General features: G+C 55.1%; 19 protein-coding genes. 9 read left to right on the top strand and 10 right to left on the bottom strand.

Annotated elements, in window-relative coordinates; translation table 11 throughout:
• Nucleotide 1: 1 nt before the first annotated feature.
• The 6 genes from ACRARG_RS15930 to ACRARG_RS15905 are packed head-to-tail and all read left to right on the top strand — an operon-like array spanning nucleotide 2 to nucleotide 4,843.
• Nucleotides 2–652 carry a VirB8 family type IV secretion system protein gene (locus ACRARG_RS15930; RefSeq protein ID WP_432690999.1) on the top strand — a complete coding sequence of 217 codons (651 nt, stop codon included), beginning with the start codon at nucleotides 2–4 and terminating at the stop codon, nucleotides 650–652.
• 3 nt (nucleotides 653–655) lie between these two features.
• Nucleotides 656–1,351, top strand: coding sequence for a TrbG/VirB9 family P-type conjugative transfer protein (locus ACRARG_RS15925; RefSeq protein ID WP_432690997.1), 696 nt, complete (start codon nucleotides 656–658; stop codon nucleotides 1,349–1,351).
• Nucleotides 1,344–2,657, top strand: coding sequence for a TraB/TrbI/VirB10 family type IV secretion system protein (locus ACRARG_RS15920; protein WP_432690996.1), 1,314 nt, complete (start codon nucleotides 1,344–1,346; stop codon nucleotides 2,655–2,657). The genes ACRARG_RS15925 and ACRARG_RS15920 overlap by 8 nt, the downstream gene beginning before the upstream one ends.
• A gap of 2 nt (nucleotides 2,658–2,659) precedes the next feature.
• Nucleotides 2,660–3,655: an ATPase, T2SS/T4P/T4SS family gene (locus ACRARG_RS15915; RefSeq protein WP_432690995.1), complete on the top strand. Its 996-nt coding sequence runs from the start codon at nucleotides 2,660–2,662 to the stop codon at nucleotides 3,653–3,655.
• Entirely contained in the window at nucleotides 3,648–3,824 is a 177-nt protein-coding gene (locus tag ACRARG_RS15910; protein ID WP_432690994.1) for a DUF4177 domain-containing protein, read from the top strand. Before ACRARG_RS15915 ends, ACRARG_RS15910 begins: the two co-directional genes overlap by 8 nt.
• Nucleotides 3,825–3,844: 20 nt before the next feature.
• Nucleotides 3,845–4,843 (top strand): TrbL/VirB6 family protein, encoded by a 999-nt coding sequence (locus tag ACRARG_RS15905; protein ID WP_432690993.1) that lies wholly within the window; start codon nucleotides 3,845–3,847, stop codon nucleotides 4,841–4,843.
• 253 nt (nucleotides 4,844–5,096) lie between these two features.
• Here the strand turns inward: ACRARG_RS15905 and drt3b are convergent, their stop codons facing one another.
• The 10 genes from drt3b to ACRARG_RS15855 all read right to left on the bottom strand — a co-directional run bounded on the left by drt3b (nucleotide 5,097) and on the right by ACRARG_RS15855 (nucleotide 15,418).
• Nucleotides 5,097–7,103 (bottom strand): antiviral reverse transcriptase Drt3b, encoded by a 2,007-nt coding sequence (gene drt3b, locus ACRARG_RS15900; protein WP_432690992.1) that lies wholly within the window; start codon nucleotides 7,101–7,103, stop codon nucleotides 5,097–5,099.
• Entirely contained in the window at nucleotides 7,096–8,328 is a 1,233-nt protein-coding gene (gene drt3a / locus ACRARG_RS15895; protein ID WP_432690991.1) for an antiviral reverse transcriptase Drt3a, read from the bottom strand. Before drt3a ends, drt3b begins: the two co-directional genes overlap by 8 nt.
• A gap of 146 nt (nucleotides 8,329–8,474) precedes the next feature.
• Nucleotides 8,475–10,367 (bottom strand): type IV secretory system conjugative DNA transfer family protein, encoded by a 1,893-nt coding sequence (locus tag ACRARG_RS15890; RefSeq protein WP_432690990.1) that lies wholly within the window; start codon nucleotides 10,365–10,367, stop codon nucleotides 8,475–8,477.
• On the bottom strand, nucleotides 10,360–12,168 hold the full coding sequence (locus ACRARG_RS15885; RefSeq protein ID WP_432690989.1) for a relaxase/mobilization nuclease domain-containing protein: 1,809 nt from the start codon (nucleotides 12,166–12,168) through the stop codon (nucleotides 10,360–10,362). Before ACRARG_RS15885 ends, ACRARG_RS15890 begins: the two co-directional genes overlap by 8 nt.
• Nucleotides 12,155–12,745, bottom strand: coding sequence for a hypothetical protein (locus ACRARG_RS15880; RefSeq protein WP_432690988.1), 591 nt, complete (start codon nucleotides 12,743–12,745; stop codon nucleotides 12,155–12,157). The genes ACRARG_RS15885 and ACRARG_RS15880 overlap by 14 nt, the downstream gene beginning before the upstream one ends.
• A 173-nt stretch (nucleotides 12,746–12,918) precedes the next feature.
• A complete protein-coding gene (locus tag ACRARG_RS15875; protein ID WP_234170501.1) occupies nucleotides 12,919–13,200 on the bottom strand; it encodes a hypothetical protein in 282 nt (93 codons plus the stop codon).
• Nucleotides 13,187–13,411 (bottom strand): hypothetical protein, encoded by a 225-nt coding sequence (locus tag ACRARG_RS15870; RefSeq protein WP_432690987.1) that lies wholly within the window; start codon nucleotides 13,409–13,411, stop codon nucleotides 13,187–13,189. The genes ACRARG_RS15875 and ACRARG_RS15870 overlap by 14 nt, the downstream gene beginning before the upstream one ends.
• A complete protein-coding gene (locus ACRARG_RS15865; protein ID WP_432690986.1) occupies nucleotides 13,408–13,611 on the bottom strand; it encodes a hypothetical protein in 204 nt (67 codons plus the stop codon). Before ACRARG_RS15865 ends, ACRARG_RS15870 begins: the two co-directional genes overlap by 4 nt.
• Nucleotides 13,608–13,916 (bottom strand): hypothetical protein, encoded by a 309-nt coding sequence (locus tag ACRARG_RS15860; protein WP_432690985.1) that lies wholly within the window; start codon nucleotides 13,914–13,916, stop codon nucleotides 13,608–13,610. Before ACRARG_RS15860 ends, ACRARG_RS15865 begins: the two co-directional genes overlap by 4 nt.
• Before the next feature lie 623 nt (nucleotides 13,917–14,539).
• Nucleotides 14,540–15,418 (bottom strand): ArdC family protein, encoded by an 879-nt coding sequence (locus ACRARG_RS15855; protein WP_432690984.1) that lies wholly within the window; start codon nucleotides 15,416–15,418, stop codon nucleotides 14,540–14,542.
• Between the two features lie 570 nt (nucleotides 15,419–15,988).
• Here ACRARG_RS15855 and ACRARG_RS15850 point away from each other — a divergent pair.
• The 3 genes from ACRARG_RS15850 to ACRARG_RS15840 are packed head-to-tail and all read left to right on the top strand — an operon-like array spanning nucleotide 15,989 to nucleotide 24,950.
• Nucleotides 15,989–16,849 carry a BrxR family transcriptional regulator gene (locus ACRARG_RS15850; RefSeq protein WP_432690983.1) on the top strand — a complete coding sequence of 287 codons (861 nt, stop codon included), beginning with the start codon at nucleotides 15,989–15,991 and terminating at the stop codon, nucleotides 16,847–16,849.
• On the top strand, nucleotides 16,794–22,148 hold the full coding sequence (locus ACRARG_RS15845; RefSeq protein WP_432690982.1) for a DEAD/DEAH box helicase family protein: 5,355 nt from the start codon (nucleotides 16,794–16,796) through the stop codon (nucleotides 22,146–22,148). The genes ACRARG_RS15850 and ACRARG_RS15845 overlap by 56 nt, the downstream gene beginning before the upstream one ends.
• Nucleotides 22,149–22,151: 3 nt before the next feature.
• On the top strand, nucleotides 22,152–24,950 hold the full coding sequence (locus ACRARG_RS15840) for a DEAD/DEAH box helicase (RefSeq protein ID WP_432690981.1): 2,799 nt from the start codon (nucleotides 22,152–22,154) through the stop codon (nucleotides 24,948–24,950).
• Nucleotides 24,951–24,959 lie beyond the last annotated feature (9 nt).

Below are 24,959 nucleotides of genomic sequence, written 5' to 3'. Positions count from 1 at the left end.
CATGAGCAGCGAGGCAGAAATCATCGAAGAAGAGCTCGTCTACGGCGCACGACGACGCGAGCTCATGTGGCAGAAACTGGGGCTGACAGGCATGGCGTTTGGCATGGCAGGCTGCCTCGCCGCTGCACTTGTTGCCCTGTTCGACGTGGACCCGCCGCCCATGATCGTGCCCTTTGATAGCGAAACCGGCATGGCCCTCCCCAATGCCATGGTTGAAGCGGTCTCACTCACGGAACGCCCCGCTATCATCGAGGCACAGGTCTACCGCTATGTGATTGATCGAGAGACATACAATCAGCTCGACAATGACGTGCGGGTGCGGCGGGTCCTGGACCAGTCGGACGGTGTGGCCGCCGCAGGGCTGCGCGCGCTCTGGACAAGTGGCCATGAAGCCTACCCGCCCGACAGCTACGGCACAGATGCGCGCCTTGAAGTCGAAGTTTTGTCGATCACGCACATCAGTGCTAATCGTGCCCAGGTGCGCCTGCGCAAGCGGCTGAATTCGCCGCGCGGCAGTCAAAACGGGCTCTTCACCACAACCCTGATGTTTGAGTTTCGACCCGAGAACAGCCGGTCGATCGACGATGTCTGGCAGAACCCTTTCGGCTTCACCGTCACCGAATACGCGATCCGCTCGGATCGTTTGGAGTAACCAATGCGTCGCCTGTTCCTGATCCTCGCCCTCATTGTTCCGATTGCTGGCACCGCCTATGCGGAGACTGAGCCGAGCCACGGCCCCCATGATGCCCGTGTCCGGCAGGCCACCTATCAGGATGGGCAGGTCTACCGCATCCGGACCAGCCTGACCCACGTGACCAGCATTGAATTCGGCCAAGGCGAGACCATCCGCTCGATCATTGCGGGCGATACCGAGGGCTTCCTTCTGGACGGCGTGCCCGGCGGTCAGGCCTTTGCGATCAAGCCAGTCACGCGCGGCGCGCATACAAACATCACCGTCTACACCAATCGGCGCAGTTACTATTTCAACGTGACCGAGGCGAGTTCTCCGACCTTCTACGTCATCCGCTTCACCTATCCGGATGCAACCCCTCGGCAATCCCGAGTAGCCGCAAGCCAACCTGCAAACCACGCCTATGGCGTCAGCGCGCGATCCGAGATTACCCCGCGTGAGATTTGGGACGACGGCACCTTCACCTACTTCCGCTTTGCCGCAAACACACCATTGCCCGCGATCTTTCGCTGGTCCGGCGGCAATGAGCGCAGCGTGAATGCGCTCGCGCGACCAGATGGCGTGATCCGCGTGTCAGGTGTCAGCGATCGATGGGTTCTCCGGCTCGGCGAGGACGAAATTTGCGTCCAAGAGATGAGCGAGGCAAACCACGGTGAGTGAAGCAGTTGAGCTTAAGAAACGCCTCGAAGCGCTTGAAGGAAAACCACAAAACCGAAAGGCCCGGCCGTCTGTTATCACGATTAACTTGGGCATTGGGGCAATCGCTGCCCTTGGCGGCCTATTGCTGTTGTTCTCTGGCGGCTCTGAACCCGACAGCTTGGAAACCGCCTCCCCAGATGAGTTCCAAGCGGCAGGACCGGGCTTTGGTGCGCTCGAGCCCACGCCCGCACCGATTGACACAACCCCGTCGCCGGAGCCGGAACCAGACAGCGAAACAGAAGAGCTGCGCGCGCAAATGGACGCCATGCGGACCGAGCTGGAAGCCCTGCGTAATGCGCCTGCACCTGAAGCCCCAACCGTCGACACACAAGCATTGGATACCTTGGGTGCAGAAATCGATGCCCTGCGCAGCGAGGCAGCAGCAACGCAGGCTGCCCTGCGGGACGAACTAGAAGAACGTGCCCGACAAATCCAGCGACTGCAGAGTGATCTGGAACTTGCACGCCTGGAAACGCCGCGCACGCCCGCACCAACCGGCCCCACGGCTGAAGAACTGCGCCTTCAGGAACTCGAGCGGCGGCGGCAAGCCGAACTAGAGGAACTGCAAGCCCGTATCGCCAGCCCAATCATCGCATTCGGCGGCTCGGGCAGCGGCAACAATGAAACTGTTGCGCAGCAACGGCGGCTTGACGGCGACACAGACTTTGTCCGCAACGGCGCAGAACCCGCTGAGGTGACGCAAGCCCAGTTAATCGTGAACCCGTCAAACACAGTCGTTCAGGGCACGATGATCCAGGCTGTGCTGGAGACCGCAATCGACAGCTCACTGGCCGGTCAGGTTCGCGCGATGGTATCGGAAGATGTCCACGCCTATGACGGCTCGCGGGTTCTGATCCCACGCGGTGCGAGGTTGATCGGGCGATATCAGTCCGGCCTCGATATCGCACAACAACGTGTAACAATTGCCTGGGACCGGATCATTCTGCCCAACAACCAGACCGCCGAAATCAGTGCCTTTGGTGGCGACGAACTGGGCCGCTCCGGCACGACCGGCTTTGTCGACAGCCGCTTTGGCACGCGGTTCGGGTCAGCCGCCCTTATTTCGCTGATCGGAGCCTTGCCCGCCGTGGCCGCCCAAAACACCGAAGATGAGATCACCTCTGATGTGCTCGAGGGCATTGGCGAAGACCTTCAGGACAGCGCGCAAAGCGTGATTGGCGAATATCTCTCCGTCTCGCCCGTGATCTATGTCGATCAAGGTGCCCGCGTCACCGTGATGGTCGACCGCGATCTGGAGATTTTTTGACCATGGCGGCCAGCTATCTGCAAAGCTCGATGGACAAGATTCCCGAGGCGCGTGACACTAAGCTGATCGAGCTTTGCATCAACCCTGACGGCACGCTGTGGGCCGAGTTTCAGGGGGATCACTTTATGCGGCGCGTCAGTCGACAGCTCTCGCAGAACGAGATCAAGGACTTGGGTAATCAGATTGCGTCCGCCGCGAACACCACGCTCAGCCGGACCAAGCCGATTGTATCAGTGAGCATCACCTATCGCGACCGCCCAATCCGGGCGCAAGTCATCCAGCCCCCCGCCGTTGATGGAGGCTACGCGATTTCCCTGCGGTACTTTTCGGACCTGCCATTGGACCAGATCAAGCTGTCCTATCTCTTCGGAAAAGAGCGCAGCAACGAGGGCGCACGACGTAAGCGCAATGCCGAGCTGCGCGATGCCGTGGCCACCGGCGATATCGACGCTGCGATCAAGTTCTGCGTTACCCACAAGCTCAATATGATCGTCTCCGGCGGGACCTCAACCGGCAAGACCGTCACGGCGCGCAAGATCCTCTCCTTCGTGCCCACCGACGAGCGCATCATCACGATCGAAGAGGCCGCTGAGCTGCGACCGACGCAGCCGAATGTCGTGACGCTGATGTCTGACCGCGACGAAGCCACGCGCAGCGCTGATGTCCTGCTGACCTCTACCCTGCGGATGCGGCCGGACCGTATCGTCCTGGGCGAAGTACGCGGCAAAGAGGCCATGACCTTCCTTGAGGCCATAAACACCGGCCATGGTGGCTCACTCACCACGCTCCATGCTGAAACCCCTCAGCTGGCTGTCCAACGCCTCGCCATCGCCGCCCTGAAAACCGATGTGCCCATGACATACCAGGACATGAACGATTACATCACTCGCTCAATAGATGTGATCATTCAGGCCGGTCGCCACGAAGGCGCGCGCGGCATCACCGAATTCTACCTGCCGGTTGATCCGGCCCATTCAAAGGAAACAGCCCATGTTTGAATACAAGATTGAACAGATCAACACCGCCAAAACTAAGCCACCGAAGATCGAAGCGCAGCTGACGGCTCTTGGCCAGGATGGCTGGGAACTGGTCTCGGTCGTGCCGGATTTTGACGGCGAGCATATCCTGAAAGCATTCCTGAAACGTCGCACTAGTGACAGCGCCTAAATCCAACCGAGGAGGATCCGATGGGCGTCGTCACCTGGATGGTAGAGACAACCGACAACTTTCTGGATGACGCAGCCCAAACCACATTTGGCAACGTCGCTGGTCAGCTTGGCGGCGTCATTGCCGTGGCGTCGACGCTCGCGGTGATCGGCGTCTTCCTCAACACGATGTTTCAGTACAAATCGATGGATGGGCGGACCGCCTTCTGGTTTGCCCTCAAGCTTATGCTCATCTCTTTGTTTGCGATGAACTGGGTCCAATTCAACGCCGTGGCTAGCGCGCTGATCAATGGGCTCGACCAACTCGCGGGCGGTATGGTGGCCGGACTTGGCGGCGGCGGTGCAGGTGCATCCTATTTTGCTGCAGCCTTCGACGATCTCATCGAAGAATTTGGCGACTATCTGAACGCGGCCGGTGACAACATGCATTGGATGGCCGGAGCCCTGATCGGCGCGATCGGCGCTTTCCTCCTCGGCGTGATCGGCGCGCTCTGCGGGCTTGTTCTGATTTTCGCAAAGATCATGCTGGCCTTTATGATCGGCATAGCCCCAATCATGATCGCACTGTCGCTGTTCGATGTCAGCAAGGACTATTTCCATCGCTGGCTTTCCAGCACGGTATCCTACGCGCTTTACCCACTCGTAATCGCGGGCGTGTTTTCCACCGTCGTCGGGATGTCGCGCTCACTCATGACCGAACTCGGAGACCCCTCTGGCGCGAGTAACATCGGCGCACTGGTGCCTTTCTTCATGATGATGTTCCTTGCAGGCGGCATGATCATCGCCACCCCGCTGATCGTCCGATCTATCTCGGGCAACTTCATGATGGCCGGACCGCCAAGTATTCCCAGTCCCAGCGGTTTCGCCAAGGGGTTGATCGGCACCAAAGGTTCACGGGCGCGGGCACGGTTTGGGACCAGGTCGAATGCTGAGATCACCGGGGCTGGGATACGCCAGGCAGGCGGTGCAACAGTTTCACTGGTTCAGCGAGTGGCAGATCGGGCGAAACGGTTGGAATAGAGATTTCGGCCCAAGTGGACACTGAGCGCCGTATCTCGATGCTGCGATCGCACACCCTTTTGCAGGTATTCAACGAATGAAGCGTTTGGATGCCAGCCACAATAAGTGTGTGCATTGCTGCTCAAGACGACCTCTTACGCGGACTGTACGATCCATGTGGTCAACGCAAGGCTGAACACCGCAGTTTGATCGCCCGTCTGTACCGCAAAACGAGTCACGGCAAAACGTGGCTGGCACCCACCTTCTAGTTATCCTAGGCGTAGACGCTGCTCAATTCCTTCTTTTCGATCATGTTCAATAGATCGATACCATCCCAGCGAACAAACCAATGCTGCTGTTGGATTTCGTCGATTAGCGCTTCGGCATCGGCAACAGTGATGTTTCCGGGGGTCGCGCCAATCCTGTTCCATGAAGCCCAGAGCAAATCAGCTCTCTTGGCCCTATCCAGATAAGGACAAGCGAGGGAGTCCAGCAACAGGTGAACCGCTTCAGAATCCCTATTCAGGTGCTTCTCCGACGAAACTCGCTTACAGATGAAATCCCAAATTTCGTTCCTCTGGCCAGCGAACTCGGGTCGATCACCATAGATGAAAAGCTTTACGACCAACTCGAAGTAACCTTGGCTCTTTCTGTCCAGTTTGGCGAGCGAGATCAGCTCATGCTCCAGTTGCCCATCGCCCCCAAATTGTTGAAGACTAACAAGAATGTTGAGTATCTCGATTGGGATTACAGAATTTTTTGAGAACAAACCTTCGAAGCTAGGTGCCCTCGCCAATTGTGACGCCCAACGAAGGGAAGCTTCTTTGAGAATGTCAAAACCTTCGGGATCATGTTCTTGCAGATGCTGCGCAGCACGCACGATGGCGTGAGACAGGCGAAGCGACGACGCGACCGTAGGGTGAAGCGTAAAAAAATAAAACCCAACATCGAGCAGGAAAAAGAACATTTGGCGATAGTCCCGATCAACAACAGGACTTTCTTCCAACGCGACAAGATCAATGTACCCGTCAGCTACATCAATTACTTTCCGGCGCACGGCCCCAATAACATAGTTTGCAACCGCATCGTAACCAAGCTCGGAGGAAAAGCATGCTGCCTTAACCTCTCTGGTGAACTTTCCAAACAATGACCGATACTTGTAAATGTACTTCGGAAGTAACGCCCTCTTGCCGCTCGCAGGCAGGGTAACAGTTTCAAAGAGCTTTTCCCAATGAGCGCCAAGGGAATTATTGATCTCGTCAATCACCAGAGACTTTTTCGAGTAGAATGGCCGCTTGTCGAACTCTCTTTTCCCAGTATTCAGGTGCAGATTGTACTCTCGCAACGCGATTGATAACTCGTGCTCCACCTGCTCTGCAATCGCAGGGTCATTTGAAAAAACATAGTAGTTGTCCACGTACCGCCTGCACTCATAGTCGACGCCATCACGTATGGGAGGGCTTTTCGCTTCAAGGTTACGGCGTGCGTTCTGATCCACCTTTGCAAGAATGATTTCTGCAAAGATGCGGCTGGCCTCCGGGCCAATGCAGATTCCACTAGTTTCGTTGTGGTTGAGCCTCTGCATCACCTTATCGAACCGATTTCCAAAACTATGCGCGGACGTATTTTCTTTCGCCTCCTCCTTGCTCTTTGTCGCCCAAGCCATGGAGTGCGTGTAAATGCTGTCAAAACACTTGCTAATGTCCAAAGACAACTGGTAACGAAACTTCTTTTCTAAGCGAATGTGATCGTTCGAGGCGAAGAACTTGTAGAGGCGTTCAAAACCTGAATATGCAAAATAGCTTGCCGGGTTTCGCACCAGTTTATCCAACTCCGCCGTATCGACGGTCGCGTTCTTGTATTGATTCTTGTCCTGCACCGGGGACGGCACAAAAAAGGAACTCCCAACTTTCTTAGGCGCACGTATGGAGAACGGTCCGCGCCCTGAATATTCGCAGATCAACTCCTCGTACTTCTGATAGAAATCAGCCAATATGACCTGACCCCTCGGATGCAGGAGGCTCAAGGTTCTGACGCTTCGAGAATCTTTGACGATATTGTACCTTAGCGGAACGGTGTAACTCTTGCCGTCGTCTTTCAGCAAAAGGGCGTTCACCAAATCTTGGAAGTGCGCCGATTTCTTGGCTACCCCATGAAGGTTTTTGTAGAAACCCTCGTTGCTTACGATTATCGGCACCTCAAAAGGTGACGTGTCTGTGAGTACCACACGCCACTTGTCGGCTCGGTTAAGGTTGACCCGTGACTTTCTCTTGCTAGGCATACTTCCAGCACTCCATTAGGTAGGCCAACCGATCAGCACTGAAACGGAAGTGAACGCGATTGGCGAACCCGCAGACAAATGAGTACTTCAGAAGCTCTTTTCTTTGTCGGTTTGTCAGAACCAGTGCGAGCCTCCCTCCAATCGCCCCTGAACGGCACAGGACCATCCCCGAGAAAAACTTGTCAAGCTCGGCGAGTGCCGGTGCGTTACTGTTGATGAGGCTGTATGTATGCTGCAGACCTGCGCTTCGCTTCTTTTGCTGCCTTTCGTCAAAGAACTGATAGCCACAGGTCAAAATGCGGACGCGATCTATGAGGTCATCAAAGTTTCCGTCAGCCAAGTACTGCAGAAGGGATTTCACGATTCTCGTCTTGTTCTTTTTGACCTTTGACGAAGCGATATCCAACTCGACTCGACGATCAAAAGGCCGGTCCTTACCGGTCTCGTAGACGTTAAACTTAAAGCCGAGGTAATCAAAGCTGTGCTCAACGGATGTCGACTTTTTCCTCGTGTTTCCGAAGGCGTAGATTTTCGACTTGGAGAAATTCAACTTCAACCCCGCTGGCAAAGCTTCTTCGACCTGCACCCTCAGCGAGTTCGGATTATCCAATTCCGGTAGGATCAGTACTATGTCATCAACATATCGGGCAAAGTAATGTGCGTTTAGTTGTTCACGCATTCTTTGGTCAAAATCTTGCATGTAGAATTCACTAAGTTCGGCACTTATTGCCAAACCTGGGGGCAAGCCGTTCACCGAGTTAGCTTTGCATTGTTCAATCAGCGAACTGACGACAGACCTCGTGCTTGGCGCAGTCATAAGCCTCTTGCTGAGTTGGCTTGACAGAAAATCCTGATCAACCGACGGGTAAAAGTTCTTTATGTCCATCTTTGCAACGGTAAATGGCAATCCTTCTTCGCAGAGCAATTTTAGACGACGAACGATCTCGATCCGGCTTCCCTGTTTTGATGCTGTGATTCTGCGAATGTTCTGAGCAGCCTTTCGCAGCACCAGATCGGACGCCAGATCATTTACTTGATAAATAGTCCGACCTGCTAAGTTATTTGGCGTTAATGGCAGCGAAGAAGAACCATTTCGCGCTGTGGTGACTGCCTGAGTTATCAAAGCTGCCTTGTGGGCCTCATTCTTCAATGCAGGCTGGTTTAGGAAATCACTTTTGTTCAGTTGCCTTGCAAGTGCCGCGCTGCCAAATGTGGGATCATACATTGAAGAGTACTTTTTTGCTTACACAGCACAACCCTATGCTGAACGCCAACTAGTTGGAATAGCAATTGAGCCGATGGAACCTCCGCTCTCTTATGGACAGGCAGGCTATATGTTCCGCTATGGCAGCGAAGGTCTATTTCCCGACGTCATCCCCGAGCAGCCTCTTCCATAAACCTTGCCACCCTTTCGGATCCGGCCTGATAGTCACCCAAACTGGCCTGATCACCTGACTGCGCAATTTGACTGCCGGCCGCCAAATCCTCAATCTCATCGCGCCGTTTTCCACTACCAGCAGAGTCGTTACATGAAACCACCTTAGGCACCTCCAGCGCCCCAATCTTCGCCTCCAACGCCTTTATCTGCCCTTGCAGGCCGCGCATCTGGTCTCCGGCTGAGGGATATGGCAAATTGCCGATCTGCTTGTCGAAGATCTGCTTAAAGAACCGATCCTCATAGTATTTGATCCGCTTGGCCCGCACGGGCATTTGCGCATCGACCACCAGAACGATATCATCAAGATCCATGCGCCGTGCCTCGTCCTCTGGCAGCAACGCAGTTTCTTCCGTTCGTTCAGACATGCTGCGCCCGGCAAATGGGTTGCGGCCGACGGAGCGTGATCGGGTCACGACGCGCTTTGTGGTTTTCCCTACCGCTTTGCTGAGCTCTTCAATGGTCTTTTCATCTGAGGGGGTCAGATAGAGCTTGATACCCGCGTTGCCCTGCAAGGCGCGACGGGCATTTTCTCCGTAGATCTCGTCCAAAGCCGGGATCGTCTGTGTGACGATCGCAAGGTTAGCCCGGTAGGACCGCAGGGTTTCGATGCTGTCGAGCACGATCGGCATTTTGCCCAGGCGATTGAACTCATCGAGCATAATCATCACCGGCCAAGGTTCTTCCTTGCCGGGTTCATGGTCCTGCAGCGATGCCAGCAAATCCGAGAAGAACAGGCGGATCAGCGGCGCGAGGGGCTTCACCATCAGCGGTTCAACCACAAGATAAACCGAAAACGGCGTCTTTCGGATATCGCGGAAATCGAAGTCTGACGTTGCGGTCGCACAGTCAATCGCTGGGTTTGACCACTGCTTGAGGCCAGATGTCATCAAGAGCGATAGATAAGACGTTAGGGTGTCATTGTTGGTCGAGGCCATGCGCATAAAGATCAGCTTGGCGGCTGGGTTGACCACCTCGTCGGCGCGGCGGCGATATTCCTTCTGCTTATCGCCACCTGATGCGGTGATGCGATAAATCTCACCCAAAGTTGGCCGCTTGCGCTCGAATGCCAAAAGCCCCGCCGCCACGAATAGATCGATACCGCCGTCGAGGAGCCCTTGGACGCGGTCGTTGTCTGCTTGCAGAAACAGGGAGGCCAGGAGTTGCAGTTCCATCTGCTGGCGGTCGACGTTTTCCAGCGCCGATATTCGCAGCAAGGGATTGTAGCGGTGCGAGCGACCGTCCTTCCAATCAGTGGGCGCAAACCGGAACACCTTGTCGCCTTGCGCGGCCCTATGGCGCGCCGTCGCCTCGAAATTTTCTCCCTTCACGTCCAACACCACCGCGCTGCCCTGATAGGTCAAAAGGTTCGGAATCACGAAACCCGTGGTCTTACCGCGTCCGGTCGGGGCCACGATCAGCGCATGGGGGAATACCTTGGACATGACAAAGGGTTTGCGGCTCTTGGGCCTACCCATTTTGCCGAGGACAAAGCCGTGGCCAGGCTTGCCGAAAAAGCCGTTCCGCCTCATCTCGGACATCTGCTGCCAGTGGGTTTCCCCAAATTTGGTCAGCGCATCGTTCATCAAGACCGCACTGAGCAAAACACCGGCACCAGTGCTGATCCCCACGATCAAGTGAACAGTCTGCATATCGGCCGGATGGGTCATTCGGAGAACCCTATAGCCGCGCGCCAACATCAGGAAATCGATATCCGCCCCGACCCCGAACCAGCGAAACGTCACAAAGGCCGACGCCAGAATATAGCCCAACACCGCGCCGAGAAGAGCAAAGCTCATGACGCCGAGTGCGATCCGTGTCTTACCCATGCGTCACGCCTTTTTCCCCATCGCTATCCACATGCCGCTCGCGTTGAACATCAATTTCTTCATTGGCGATTTCGTCGAGGACATGCTCCATCGCCACACTTTTCGCCAGTGCGGCATCGCTCTGCAGATAGGCCTTGGCCGCATAGAGCCGGTCCAGACGGTCTTCGATATGTTCGTCTAGTGTGGTCTCATCGCCAATCGCCAAGTCGGAGGCCTGCTCTTCACCGACCAGCTCCTCCAGCTCGGAGCGCAAGGTCTCGCGCTCCAGATCGCTGCGGAATGGATCTGCGGTTGGGTCGTCCCTCATACGGTTCAGGATATCAGCTGTGGTCGGCGGCAACCGGTCAACTTTGGCTTCATGCCGGTCGGCCTCTACCGCCCCACTGTCTTTGAGAACCTCAGCATCGGCCAACAAGCGGCCCAGATCACTGTGCACCTGGTCGAGGCGGTCGATCGCTTTTTCGAGCTCATCGGCGCGCGACAGATCAAAGCCTTCCTTGTCGGCAATTGCCTTCAGATCCTGTCCAAGCCATTGCCGCTCCAGCGCGGCATTGCCCGCGCCGATTTCGATGCGGCGGGTAACCTCTTGCGGGTCAATGCCGGTGCCTTTCACAGCCTGCTGAAGACGTTCGGAAAGAGCTGGATCCCGCAAAGCGCCTTGGGCCTCGGCCCGCATATTCGCAGCGGAATAGATCCCACTTTGGGACGCGTCTTCGAGCAAGGTGTGGGACTGCGCTCCCATTGGGCTCAGATGTGACAAGGAGCGATAGATGTCGTTCAGTTCATGCTCCAGCGCCGCGCGCCGCTCTACAGGCGCGTCCGCCACAATGCGTTCGGCTTGGTTGATCTTGTCGTGAAAGGCATCCACGACCTCGTCAAAGGAATGCTGTTCTTCGGCCATGCCATATACCTTTCCATCTGCTTCAATCGGTTGACCCTGCGCCAAAAGCATCGCGGCCTTGTCCAAGGCCGCTGCAATGTCGTGCTGATTTTCGCGCGAGGCCTCGGCGGCGAGACCACGATAGAGCCGCGCGTTTTGGGCAACTTCAGCTAAGGCGCGGTCCAGCTCTGGCCCCACGCGACCGCGCTCGATCAGCTTCTGGCCAATGGCTTCTGCGCGACGCTGCTCTACATCACTCGGCCTTTGCGTCATGACCCCACGTTCGAGCTTTCGCGTCGCCTCAAGCCGCAGGCCATAACGGTCCGACACCTCCACCATCGCCTCGCGAAAACTGTCGTAGTTGAAGTGGTGCCCCTCCTTCAGAAAGAAGAACTCACCATCCTTGCTGCGCCGGTTCAGGACGATATGGGCGTGCGGGTGATCCCGGTCCTCATGCACGGCCGCGATGTAGTCAAAGTGGCTGCCTTCGCCCTGAAAAAACCGCTCGCAAATCTCGCGCGTGATCTCGGCAACATCTTCGCCGCGCGTGCCAATTGGGAAAGCCATCAAGAGATGCGAGGTATGTCCCAACTTCGGATGAAACCCCTCATTCCACTGCGCTGAAAACCGGCGTGTGACCTGCTCGATCTCTTTGGCTGACAAAACGCTTTGGCCGTCATAGGTGCCACGGCTGTCAATGATGAAGCTCGACTTGGTGGTCAGGTATTCCAGCTGGTTGCGCAGCTGCGCTTTGTTGTGCGTGCCGCCGTCGCGAATGGCTTTGAAGATCGCAGGGGAATGGCCCATGGCGGCGCGAGCCATCTGCTTGGCACGGGCGCGGGGGACGCTGCCGCGAATGCGGCTCCAGTCGCGATCGAAAAAGGCCTCCTGCGCGGCGGCAACGGCGCTATTCCGGGCCATCGGCAAAGCCTCCCAGTACGCGGGCAACCTCGCCAGACAGCGCGCTTCGGCGGCGCTGCGCCATGTCCTGAACCTGGTCGGCGATATCGAAGATCAGCCCGGCCAAAGCGCGGACCTGAGCATGGGCGGAATTCCCATAAGGCGGCGTCTTGCCCTGGCGCTTTGCCTCGTTCAGGCGCTGCGCAATTTGGTTGATGTTGTTGCCGGTGCGATTGAGAGAGGCCGACAATCCCTGCATCTGATTGGCCAGTTCATCATCAGGGACAAAGAGATCGTTCGAGGCATGGATCAGCCGACGCAGCCCTTCCGCCCGGCTGGCGATATCATGCCGCGTCAGTACCGCATCAAAGCCCGCAAGCTCCTTCGGTGTGAGCCGGACATTCACCAGCTCAGAGCGCACGCGCGCATCAAGTTTGCGGCTTTGATCGGCTTTCAACGCGTAGAAGATGCTGCGGGTCGTGACGCCGAATTCGCGGGCCAGATCCTCGATCGGCACCCCCTCGGCACGCTTGCGCACGATGGCAAAACGCTGGTTTTGCGTCAGTCTCTTGTGCCGTGGTACGCGCGGTCGGCCCATGTGAAGTAATCACCCCTATTTCTTGCCAGCATCATACAGGCAGCCCTGTTATGGCATTTCGCCATAATTGATTCAATATTATAATATTGCATCAACTGCCTGTATTCCGTTTAGAGCAGCCATAGGCTGCGACCGCCGGGCAGAGCCCGGCCACTGGCTGAGGCATGGCACCACTAATCGTGGTTCCATGCCTCAGCATCACCAAGCAATTGCAGTGCTATTGCGCGGGCCGCGCCTTCGGCGCTGGTATAGGTTTGATGATCGGGCAGCTCGTGCAGATCAAAGGGTTGCTGAGGATCGTTCGGTGTCTCAACTCGGACATAGATCGCCCAGCCATCAATCAGTGCTGGATCATCACAATACTCCTGACCGCCGTCGGGCAGATTGCAAAACCCATGTAGGTGCACACTGGCGCGACCCTCTCGGGCCGCCTGCCTGATGTCAGAGTATTTCATGGCAAACCTCAGCGCTTTCACCGACGAAAAATTCGTCAGGCTGGACGTTCAAGCGGGTGCCATCCCGACTGGTCAATCCGATAGCTGACCCATTCCGCGTGAAGGTGATGAGGTATTGCCCGAGGTCATCACGCGTCACCAAATATCCGCTGTTGATCCAGTGAACGCGGTTGCCCGCGTCCACTGCCGCTTTGATCTCTTCCAAGGTCATCGCAACGCCTCCTCAAGGATTGAGAGAGCCCCAAGACAATCGTCGATATAGGGCTGCTCTTCGCCGTCCAGATCGTTCAGTTCCAGTCGGTTCAACACCGCGTAAAGCGTGGCGCGCGCCTCACGGGCGGCGCTTCGCAAGCTGACGGTATCTTCCAGACGCGCCGTCGCAAAATCATCACTGTGAAAATCAGGGATCATCGGATTTCTCCTGCTTTGTGTTTCCAACGCGGGGCGATGTCTTTGAACGACACCGTGAAGGGCGGCAGCGCGTCAAAGCCGTTCGAGCTCTTGACCACCTTCACCTTCGCGCAGTCATCCTCGACGCTGAGGATCTCGACGCAGAACACACCGCCCAAACCTGACGGAACAACGATCTCCTTCAGCTCGTGCCGATGCTTCCCGCAATAGACGCAAGTGCTATAGAGCCCGTCGATGATGTGACCGCCGGTCGTGCGATCACAGTCGCAGGTCCAGAATTTCGGGGGCTGATATTTGTGAGCCATTTGTGGCCTCCTTTTGGGTGCTGCGGTCGGGGCTTGGCTCCCCTTCCGCCGATGGGCTGCACACCGGCCAATCTGATCTGACCGAATACGCATGTATTCGGCGGAACAGAGTGGGTAGGGGCACAGCCCGACCCACGGCCCAGGAGCGGCCAGTCAATGGGTCAAAGCCCACAACTGGTGCGGCCCGCAGCGCGCCCCGCGCGAGGACACGGGTTGCAGGCTTTGACGACGCGCCTGCGCGGCGCTTGCCCATTGACGGGACGCGACTGGGATGTTGGGCGGACCAATCAAATTGAAAGAAGCCTGAAGGAGGTGAGCGGGCTGAAAGCCGGTCGATCCTCCGCACAGTCCGTTTCTCAGAGCGGCCCGTGCGCACCAGCACGGGCCACAATTTTGCATCTCGTTGAAAGTGCCTGCGCCCCGCCGCATGAGGCGGGGCGCAGGTGCTCAAAGCTCAACACCAGACTTCAAGTTGCCGTCCGGATCGAGCCACGAACGGGCCTCGGCGCAATCCAAGCAAATACAAGAGCAACTGCCTTTCACGATGACCGGCGCAAGAAAGATCACTGGATTTGACGCGCCGCATTTGCGGCACGTCATCGGGGGTAAGATTGCGGGGCCGCTCATGCTGCGGCCGCTTTCGATTGACCTGCGGCTGCTAGGACAAAATCGGCGGCTTTCTGCGCCTCGGACGCCGCACGAAAAATCGCCCGTTTGTCCTCTTTGAGCGCTTTCAACCAACCTTCGACATAGGCGGCGCTTTGGTCGAATTCCGGCGCCACGCCAATCTGGGCACCAAGGAAACAAGCGCCGATTTCCGCCACCAACTCCTCAAAGGCATAGGCTTCGCGGTTCGCAAATTTCTTGATCCGCTCCAGCCGCTTTTCGCTACCGGTCCAATGGATTGATTCATGGGCAAGGGTCGCAAAATACCCTTTCGCACTATGAAAGGTCGCTACGGGCGGCATATGGATGTGATCCTTGGCCGGGCTGTAATAGGCTCGCGGCTCATCGGTGGTCACGATCTCCGCACCCGTGCGAGCAAAAAACGACTCAAGCTCGGGATCGGCCTTAGTGCCAAGATCGCGCGGGGCCTCGGGCCGGATGTAGTAATCCTCCGGCAAACCTTCGATCTGATCCGCGTTGAAGACGCGGTAAGCGCGCGCATAGGGCAGTTCTTCCTCAATGCCCAATTCGTTCTCTCGGGTGAACGTCCCGTATTTGACCACGGTCGACGACGTTTCGCCTTTGCGGACTTGGCCGCCCAGCTCTTGCGCCTGCTTGTAGGTCATCCAGCGGCTGGACACATAGCCATTCTTGGCGGCCATGACCCAGAGCATCAGGATGTTGATCCCGCGATACTCCTCGCCGTTGTGCCGTGTTGGCAAGGCAATACCGGACGCGCTTCCGGTCCACGGCTTGCGCCACGGCGGCGTGCCTGCCTCGATCTCGGCAATAATGGTGTCGGTGACATGGGCATAAACATCAAACTTCGGTGCCATTTGTGGCCTCCTCGATCAAAGTGACGCGGGTGAGGCTTCGCGCCCCCTTCCGCCGATGGGCTGCGCCTCGGCCACCTGATCTGACCGAATACGCATGTATTCGGCGGAACAGAGTGGGAGAGGGCAAAGCCCGACCCACGGCCCTGAACGGGGCTGTCAATCGGCCACATTTGCGAAGAAAATGTCTGCGCCAAAATCAGACGCCAGTTTGCCCCGCGAGGAATGGCTCGCCCGCGAGACAGGGGAAATTGGTGGCTGATTTTGGGGATGGACTATGGTTGACCGCCACGGTCAGGGATGTTGGGCGGACCAAACAAAAGGAATGATGCCTGGACCGGGGTGAGCGGGCCAACGGCCCGTTGAGCCTCGGCGCAGTCTACTGGGAGATGTTGCCCGCGCGCTTAAGCGCGGGTTCCTCTGAAACCATGCGATACTTCCCAGGCCGCGCGCGATACAAGGCCAAAGCAATCCCTCAACCCGCTGACAGAATTACAAGATATCGCAGACAGTCCGCTGAGTATATGGTTCTTAAATGTAGACCCATCCTTTAGGTTGAACTAGACTTGAGCTATGACAAGCGAATCGAACAGTCTTTCACGATGGCAGCAGGATCGCCGTGCATTCATTGAGCACAGGGTCTTTTGGCGTGGACGTGTCGGCCTTGCGGATCTGATGGATGTTATGGGCCTCAGTCGGGCTCAAGCTTCGAAAGACCTCAATAGCTACATCAATGATCATCCCGAACACATCATCTACGATAAAACGGCCAAAACCTACGTTCTGGGCCCGAAGTTCGAAGAACACTACACTGCGCTTGATCCGTCAGAGTATCTTGATGATCTCCTGTCGATCTCACGGGGCGGTTCAGTCCCCGCTGCAGACTGGATTGTCTACCAACCGGACATTCTGGCAACCACTGTGCCTGGGCGTGGACTAAGCGCGCTAACGCTTCGCAACGTCTTATTGGCCTGTGAACAGCGCAAAGAGCTGCAGATAAGCTATCAGTCCATGTCCTCCCCCGATCCAGAAAATCGCGTTATCATTCCTCATGCCCTCGCACATGACGGATTTCGTTGGCATGCGAGAGCGCTTTGCTCAAAAGACCAAGTTTTCAAAGACTTTGTTCTCGGACGCATACTGAAGAGCGCGTTGGGAGAACAATCAGATGTCGACGGCAGTACAGATGAAGACTGGAACCAAACAATAACGCTCAAAATAGCACCGCACCCTGGCCTATCCGAAAACCAACGGAGAATAGTTGAACTCGACTACGCAATGCAGAACGGCATAGCAGAAATACAAGTGCGAAGATGCCTTCTATTTTACAACCTGAAGCGGCTAGGCTTGGACGTGGATCCGAGTTCAAGATCCCCCAATGAGCAGCAAATTATTCTCCAAAACAGAGATTCACTGGCGAGAGCGGAAGTATAGTAATATGGACGTATTCAATCTCGATCGATTTGTTATCGATCAATACAAAGCATTTTCAAGGTCCTTTACGAAAATCAGGTCACCAGAAATTTCTTCTAAGGTTGACTCTTTATATGACGACAATCGATTTTGGCCCGAACCGCTTTTGCAGATCAATCCACATTATGCATCAGGTGGGTCTATCCGTGATTTCATCAAAGGAGGTATGCTTGAGCCAGAATGCTCTGACGTGTTCCACGACAAGTGGGGCCCAGCGGATCAGGCTGATCCAAGCCTAAAGCTTCGCAAGCACCAAGAACAAGCTATCAGCTTCGCAAAAGAACGCCAAAGCTACGTTGTCACAACCGGCACAGGATCTGGCAAGTCGCTGTGTTTCTTCATTCCAATCATAGACGCCGCCATTCGCGCCAAGAAAGCGGGTGGAGGCGCGAAAACACGTGCTATTGTCATTTATCCAATGAACGCATTGGCGAATAGCCAAGCAAAAGAACTCGAAGGCTACCTTGGATCTGCAACTGGCGGTCTTGTCACCTACGCGCGTTACACGGGCCAAGAAAGCAACGAAGACAGGCAACTCATCAAGGCCAATCCGCCAGATATTTTACTCACCAACTTCATGATGCTTGAGCTTCTGATGACACGTCAGAGTGACTTGGATCGCAAGGTACTGCAAAATTGCGAAGGCTTGCAGTTCATCGTTCTGGACGAACTTCATACCTATCGGGGGAGGCAGGGTGCTGACGTTGCCATGCTCATGCGCCGTCTGCGCTCTCGCATTGGCGCCCCCAAGAATCCTCCCCTGTGCATAGGCACATCAGCAACTATGGCGTCAGAAGGTGCCCAACACGAAAAGAACGAGGCAGTCGCACGCATTGCCAGTCAGATTTTTGGAGCTGATATCGGTCCAGATGCCGTTGTAACAGAAACCCTCAAACGAGTGACGAACCCCGTAAAAATTGGAGTTAAAGGCTTAAGTGGGCTTTCGGATGCCGTTCTCGCTGCCTCCAAGGGGAATGTAGCCCAGGGTCTCAAGAATTCTGATTTCTTCGATGATCCTCTGGCTATCTGGGTCGAGACCCGGATTGGGCTCAAAAATGTTGAAACCAAGCCTGAAAGAGCAAAGCCAATCTCACTAGAAGAAGCGGCTAAGACCCTTTCCACTGATTGTGGACTGGATGTAGAACTCTGCGCTCAAGCCCTCCGTGAAGCACTCATCGGATATTCTGTTCCGGAAAAAGACCGAGTTGAGGGTAGTAAGGAATACTCCCCACTTTTTGCGTTTAAACTACACCAGTTCGTAGCGGGTGCAGGCAGGCTCTATATGACCCTGCGCCCTGAGGGTGAGCGGGATGTGACCTTCAGCGGACAGCTCTTCAACCCGAATAATGACGCTGAACGGCTCTACCCCACCCATTTTTGCCGGAACTGCGGCCAAGAGTTCCATCCGGTAACACTTCGCAGCCATGACGGTACGGATGTCTTCGAGAAGCGAGAAATCGACGATATCCCGGTAGAAGGCGATGAAGATGATGATGGGGCAGATTGGGGTTTCCTAATGCCTGAACCCACAAGTTCAGACTTCGGTTTTTCCGGAAAAGACGAGGACTACCCAGACGCATGGCTTGATGAGAAGCCAAATGGCGAAAAGCGCTTGAAAGCCACCTATCGCAAGAAGCGGGCACAACAGTTTTCTGTTCTGCCAGACGGGACCGCTCATTCCGGATCACGGCAAGCTTGGTTCCTGCCCGGAAAATATCGTTTCTGCCCCTCCTGTCGGGATGTCAGCACCTCTACAGCACGAGACATCAACAAACTGGCCTCCCTGAGTGCCGAGAGCAGAAGCTCTGCCACGACCATCTTGCTGTCTACCGTGTTGCGCTGGATGAATTCGCCAGAGTCCACGATTGACGATTATTCGCGCAAGCTACTCGCATTCACGGACAATCGCCAGGATGCTGCCCTACAGGCAGGTCACTTCAACGATTTCGTGTTTGTCACTATGCTTAGGGGGGCGATCATTAGCGCCCTGCGTTCGGCGCCAGATGGCTCGCTCGATGAAGCAAATATTGGCCAAGAGGTCCAAAAAGCGCTCGGTTTCCTTGCTTCACCAGATTATGCCCAACGTGCACCTGAGTGGCTACTGAACACCGGAGTTAAGGGTGAACGTCGCAACGAGGCTGAAGCCATCTTGCGGCAGAACCTACAGCATCTCTTCTGGATCGATCAACGTAGAGGTTGGCGCTACACGAACCCTAACCTTGAACAGCTTGGGCTGCTCTCAGCACGTTACAAATATCTTGATGATATTTCAGCTGATGTTGATGAATTCCGCAGTTCACCCATTCTCAACAATGCCAGCACCGAAGAGCGCAGAGAGGCTCTCAAGGCGCTTTACGACCATATGCGTAAGGGTCTTGCCGTTGATTGTGCCGCTCTCAACAGACTGAAGCTCGAAGAACTGGTCGGCAAAAACCACAACCTCATCAAGTCACCATGGAACGTCGATGATGACCGCATGGTGACCTCTACAATCTTCATGACCGAGCCGCCAAAGCGGAAGGAAATGAAGAACAAGGATGAAGACAGGCTCCTTCGTGGAAGTCCTACCAGCGCCATCGGTCGTAAAATGCGGGAGCTGACTTTTTCTGGCCGTCGCATCGAGTTGAAAGAAGTTCCGGAAGTTCTTGAAGGACTGCTGAAAGCATCTGAGAACTATGGCTCAGTCATAAAAGAAGCTGGGCCATTCGGGATGGGGTGGCGGCTCGCAGGGTCCACCGTCCGCTTCGCTCTCGATGAAATGCTTACTGATGCCGAACTGACAAATACCTACTTTGTCGGCGTCTATCAGATGGTCTCTGAAATGCTCGACCGAGGTGGTCAAACGCTCTTCGGTTTCGAGGGTCGTGAACACACCGCTCAGGTTGAAGGGGATCTTCGAGAGTTGCGGGAGATGCGCTTCCGCTATGGTAAAGAAGACCGGAAGGCTCTATCAGAGGCAGAAGAAAGCCTGAAAAACTTCAAGGAAGACAGTCGCTTTCTTCCAACACTTTTCTGCTCCCCGACAATGGAACTTGGCGTCGATATTTCCGCCATGAATGTGGTCTATCTGCGCAATGCTCCTCCTACAGCTGCCAACTACGCACAACGCAGTGGCCGTGCTGGCCGTAGTGGTCAGGCTGCGTTGATCTTGACCTATTGTGCCGCTCAAAGTCCGCACGATCAGTATTTCTTCGACCGAAAGACCGATCTTGTTGATGGCGTTGTGGTTCCACCGTCCATCGATCTCAAAAACCGTGACTTGGTTGAAAGCCATCTCAACGCTGAGTGGCTCGCCTCACTGGGTATGGAACTGAAAGATGACAACATCGAGTTGGACAAGAACATCAAGGCAAACCTTGACCTCTCTGACCCAGCAAAAGCACTCCTGCCAGAAATCCGGGATGTAGCTGCTGCCCCCAAAACGGCTCAACGTGCAAGACCACTCATCACAGCCGTTTTGACAGCTTTGGAAAAAGACTACGGAGGAGACAACCCACGCTGGTTCAAGTCTAAGGATTTTGTGACCGAGGATATCGTCGCGAAAGCGCCAGCTCGCTTCAATGATACCTTCAACCGTTGGCGGGATCTCTTGAAGGCTGCTGAGCGTTCTATCGACCTGGCTGAGCAAACTCTGAAAGATTACACGATTTCTCCGCCAGAGAGGAAAGCTGCAGAAGACCGTCGCCGCATGGGCGAATTCCAGCGGTCGATCCTTTTGTCGAACCAGTCGAACAAGGATAATGACTTCTACATCTACAGGTATCTGGCGACTGAAGGTTTCTTGCCCGGGTATAACTTCCCCCGCCTTCCTTTGATGGCTTATGTGCAGGGCGGAAATGATGGCAAGAACCAGCGCTACATCCAGCGTGCCAGGTTCCTTGCGATTTCAGAATTCGGACCGCAAAGCCTCGTTTATCACGAAGGGCGTGCCTTCCGTGTTGACCGTGCCCTTCTCAAGGAGGCTGGTGACCGAGATGATGGCTATCTAAGCACCAAATCACGTGCCCTTTGCCCCTCTTGTGGAGCAAGCCATGATGGTGAGCATCCGGAACGTTGCCATGTGTGTAACACAGCACTCAGTAAATCTGTACCGCTCACCAATCTCTACCGTATTGAGAATGTTGGCACACGCCCCGCTGAACGGATCACTTCAAATGACGAAGAGCGTAAACGCCAGGGCTTTGAGATCCAGACGACATTCGCTTTCGATGCGTCCAGCTACACCGCATCGATGAAAGTCAGCGATGATGCCGGTAACATCATCCAGATCGACTACGCTCAAGCTGCCTATATCAGCCGGATCAACAAAGGCTTACGGCGTCGAGCCGACAAATCCGAGATTGGCTTCTACATCAATCCAAAAACTGGCGTATGGGTCGGCAAACCCAAAGACGACGGCAGTGCTGAAGAGCGTCCCGACCAACTCAAACAGCTCATTGTCCCGCTGGTAGAAGACCGCAAGAATGCACTGCTCATCCGATTTGATGACGAGTGGCTTTCTGACCTCGGCAAGGAAGCTGATAAGACACTCACGACACTTCAACACGCATTGGCTCGTGGTATCGAAGCTGTATTCCAGCTTGAAGAAGGTGAGATCCTCGTGGAGCCAACGCCTTCCCGTTCAGAACGCCGTGCGCTTTTGTTCTATGAAGCTGCCGAAGGTGGTGCTGGTGCTCTCGGACAGATGGTGTCTGAAAAAGACAGCATCGCACTGGTTGCTCGAAAAGCACTCGAAATCATGCATTTTGAACCTTCATCCTTCAGCACGCGGCATAGTGATCCCGATAAGCTTGTTCAGAAGGCTGGTGTGGATTGCGTGGCTGGCTGCTACAGATGTGTGCTGTCCTACTTCAACCAACCTGACCACGAGCATATCGAGCGACGAGATGAGGAAATGCAGAGGATGCTGCTGAGGCTGGCCTACAGCACAACCTCTGCACCGGAAGAAACCAGAACAGAACCTGCACCACTAACGGCTGCGAACGAGGCAGGATCAGTATCCTCGCCTGTTCTTTCATCTGGAGCAGATGTTGATGCAGGGGATCTGCCGCCTACTGAGCCAAATCCTTTGGTCATCGCTGGTGTCGAGATCCCGCTTTTCTGGCGAAATAAACGCATTGTTGCGGTTGAAGAGGATCGGGTGACCGAGGAACTTCGCTCGGCTTTGGATGCAAAGGGCGTCAGGCTTTTTGTTCTTCCTACATCACCTGACCATAAAAAACAGGTCTTCAACGACCTGAAATCCGCCTTGAAGGAGTAAACCATGGGTATTGCAGAACAGTTTTCTCCTGGCGAATTGGTAAGAGCACGTGGACGTGAATGGGTTGTTGTCGATAGCTCAAACGCTTTGACTTTGCGTCCTCTATCTGGGTCTGAAGCCGACCTTGAAACGATCATTCCTGAGCTGGAAGCGGATCCGGTCACCTACGCCAGCTTTGAGCCCCCTTCTGTGACGGATAAGGCGGGTGGACGTGATGCCGCCCAGTTACTCAGGGATGCACTCAGACTGTCCTTGCGCCGTGGTGCAGGACCTTTCCGTGCAGCTGGTCGCATTAACTTTGAACCCAGAGCCTATCAGCTCGCTCCATTGATGATGGCTCTTCGTCAGGATGTCATCCGTCTCCTCATCGCTGATGATGTGGGTATCGGTAAGACAATCGAAGCTGGCCTTATCCTACGAGAGATGCTCGACCGTGGTGAAATTGACCGCTTCACCGTGCTTTGCCCCCCCCATCTTGTCGAGCAATGGACAAGTGAACTTGAGAGTAAGTTCTCTATTCCGGCAACGCCCGTGACTGCATCTGAAGCGGCACGACTTGAACGCAACCTGCCCAACACCGTCTCCATTTTCGAAGCCTACCCCTTCACCGTGGTTTCGATGGATTTCATCAAGAGTGAACGGCGCTTCTTTGACTTTAAGCGTGCATGCCCAAGCATGGTTGTGGTCGATGAGGCCCACTCTGCGGTCAGTGCAGGTAAAGGACGGCAAAGACGCTATGAGCTTGTCCGCTCGCTGGCAGATGATCCTGAACGCAACATTTTGCTTCTGACCGCAACTCCACATTCAGGTGATGAGACAGCCTTTCACAATCTTCTTGGACTGTTGGACAAAGAATTCGCAGGACTTCAGGATGCAGGTGGTGAACGACAGCGCCAGCTGAGAGAAAGGCTTGCAGGGCACTTTATCCAGCGTCGTCGTCGTGACATCGATGCATGGAAAGAACCCGGTCTCTTCCCAACGCATGAGACTTCGAACTTCCCCTACCGCCTGACAGGCGAATACGAAGAATTCTACGGAAAAATCCTCGATTACTGTGCAGAAGTCATTGAGTCTGTTGAAGGTGAGACCAAAAAACGTCTCGCCTTCTGGGGCACACTTGCCCTGATGCGCTGTGTGGGATCCAGTCCAGCTGCCGCTGCACGTGCGCTCAAAACACGGGCCCAACTGGACCCTAATGCCATCTCGGAAAGTGAGCTTTCAGCTCAAACCTTGGATGACGAGGAGCTTTCCGAAAACGATCTAGAACCTGGCGTCGGCATCGAAGATGAAAATCTTCGTTCACTGATTGCCACTGCAGACAAGCTCTCTGCAGAGGTCGAAAAGGATCCCAAGTTCAAGGCGCTCATCAAAGCCTTGGAAGATATGCTCAAGAAGGGGCATTCGCCCGTTATCTTCTGCCGTTACATCGCAACGGCTGAACAAATCGGGGCAGCACTTCAAAAGTTTGCCTCAAAGCACGTTGTAGAGGTTGTGACCGGGGCTATGCCTTCAGAGGAACGTGAAATCCGAGTTGAAGAACTTGGAGGTCATGAAAACAGAATTCTGGTTGCAACTGACTGTCTGTCCGAAGGTATCAACCTGCAAGCCTGGTTCGATGCGGTCATTCATTATGACCTTTCATGGAACCCGACCCGGCATCAACAGCGAGAAGGCCGTATCGACCGTTTTGGTCAGAAAGCCCCGATTGTTCGCTCTGTATTGATGTATGGCGAGAATAACCCTGTTGATGGTGCTGTTCTCGAAGTGATCATCCGCAAAGCGGAAGCCATTGCGAAGCAGACGGGCGTTCGGGTTCCGCTGCCTGATGATCAAGGCTCTTTGACCAAAGCCCTCATGTCTACGGTGATGCTGCGGGCGAGAGGTCAGAAACAGATGACCCTTGATCTCGATTTCTCGGACTCGGAAGAGGCTCGCCAGATTGAGATGGCGTGGATTAATGCATCCGAGCAGGAAAAGAAGACCCGCACCATTTTTGCGCAGAATTCTTTGAAGCCTGAAGAAGTTGCCGTTGAATGGGAAGCGACCCAAACGGCTCTTGGTGGTTACGAGGACACGGAACGCTTTGTGTTCCAAGCCATGAAACGTCTTGGACAACCCTTGGAGCCCCTAAAATCTGGTGCCTACAAGGTCGCTCTTCACCTCGTTCCTGACCACATCAAAGAGCGCTTCATCGCAGAAAGCTTGATTGAGGATGCAGATATCAAGCCGCTCAAGGTCGGGTTCTCTGCTCGCCCTCCAAGTGGGACGATTTCCGTTCACCGTGCTCATGCCTTGCCGTCTGTTCTTGCTGAAACCTTCCTTGAGCAAGCTCTAGATGAGTTTGCCGACGAAGATGCCCTGTCCACCTTGCCTCGTTTGGGGGCTTGGGAAACGGATGCAGTCGATGAAGTGACCTGGCTTGCACTTCTGAGAGTGCGCCATCGCATCGACTCCAGGGGCAAGCTTGGTCCCAAGTTTGCCATGGCAGAAGAGTCCGCTGCCATCGCCTTCAGCGCTTCCTCCAAGCTTCCAATGAAGTGGAACGAAGATGCCTTTGCCCTGCTCGATCAGGATGGTCAGAACCTCGATAACAGCACCCGCCAAAACCAGATTGAACGGGCGCTGAATTCTCTGGAGGCTCTTCAGCCAGCTCTCACCCAATTTGCGCATGAGCGGTCAGAAGTTCTGGCCGTCGACCATGTTCGAGTGCGTCAGGCACTGGGGTCAAAAGGACAGGTAAAAGTCAGCGCCATCACGCCAGTCGATGTAATTGGTTTCTATGTGCTGATGCCGGGATTGTAAGGGTAAGAC

Source organism: Pseudooceanicola profundi (genome assembly GCF_050897955.1).
Lineage (GTDB): Bacteria > Pseudomonadota > Alphaproteobacteria > Rhodobacterales > Rhodobacteraceae > Pseudooceanicola.
The sequence above is the reverse complement of the archived record's forward strand: the minus strand, read 5'-3'. Positions and strand labels throughout refer to the sequence as shown.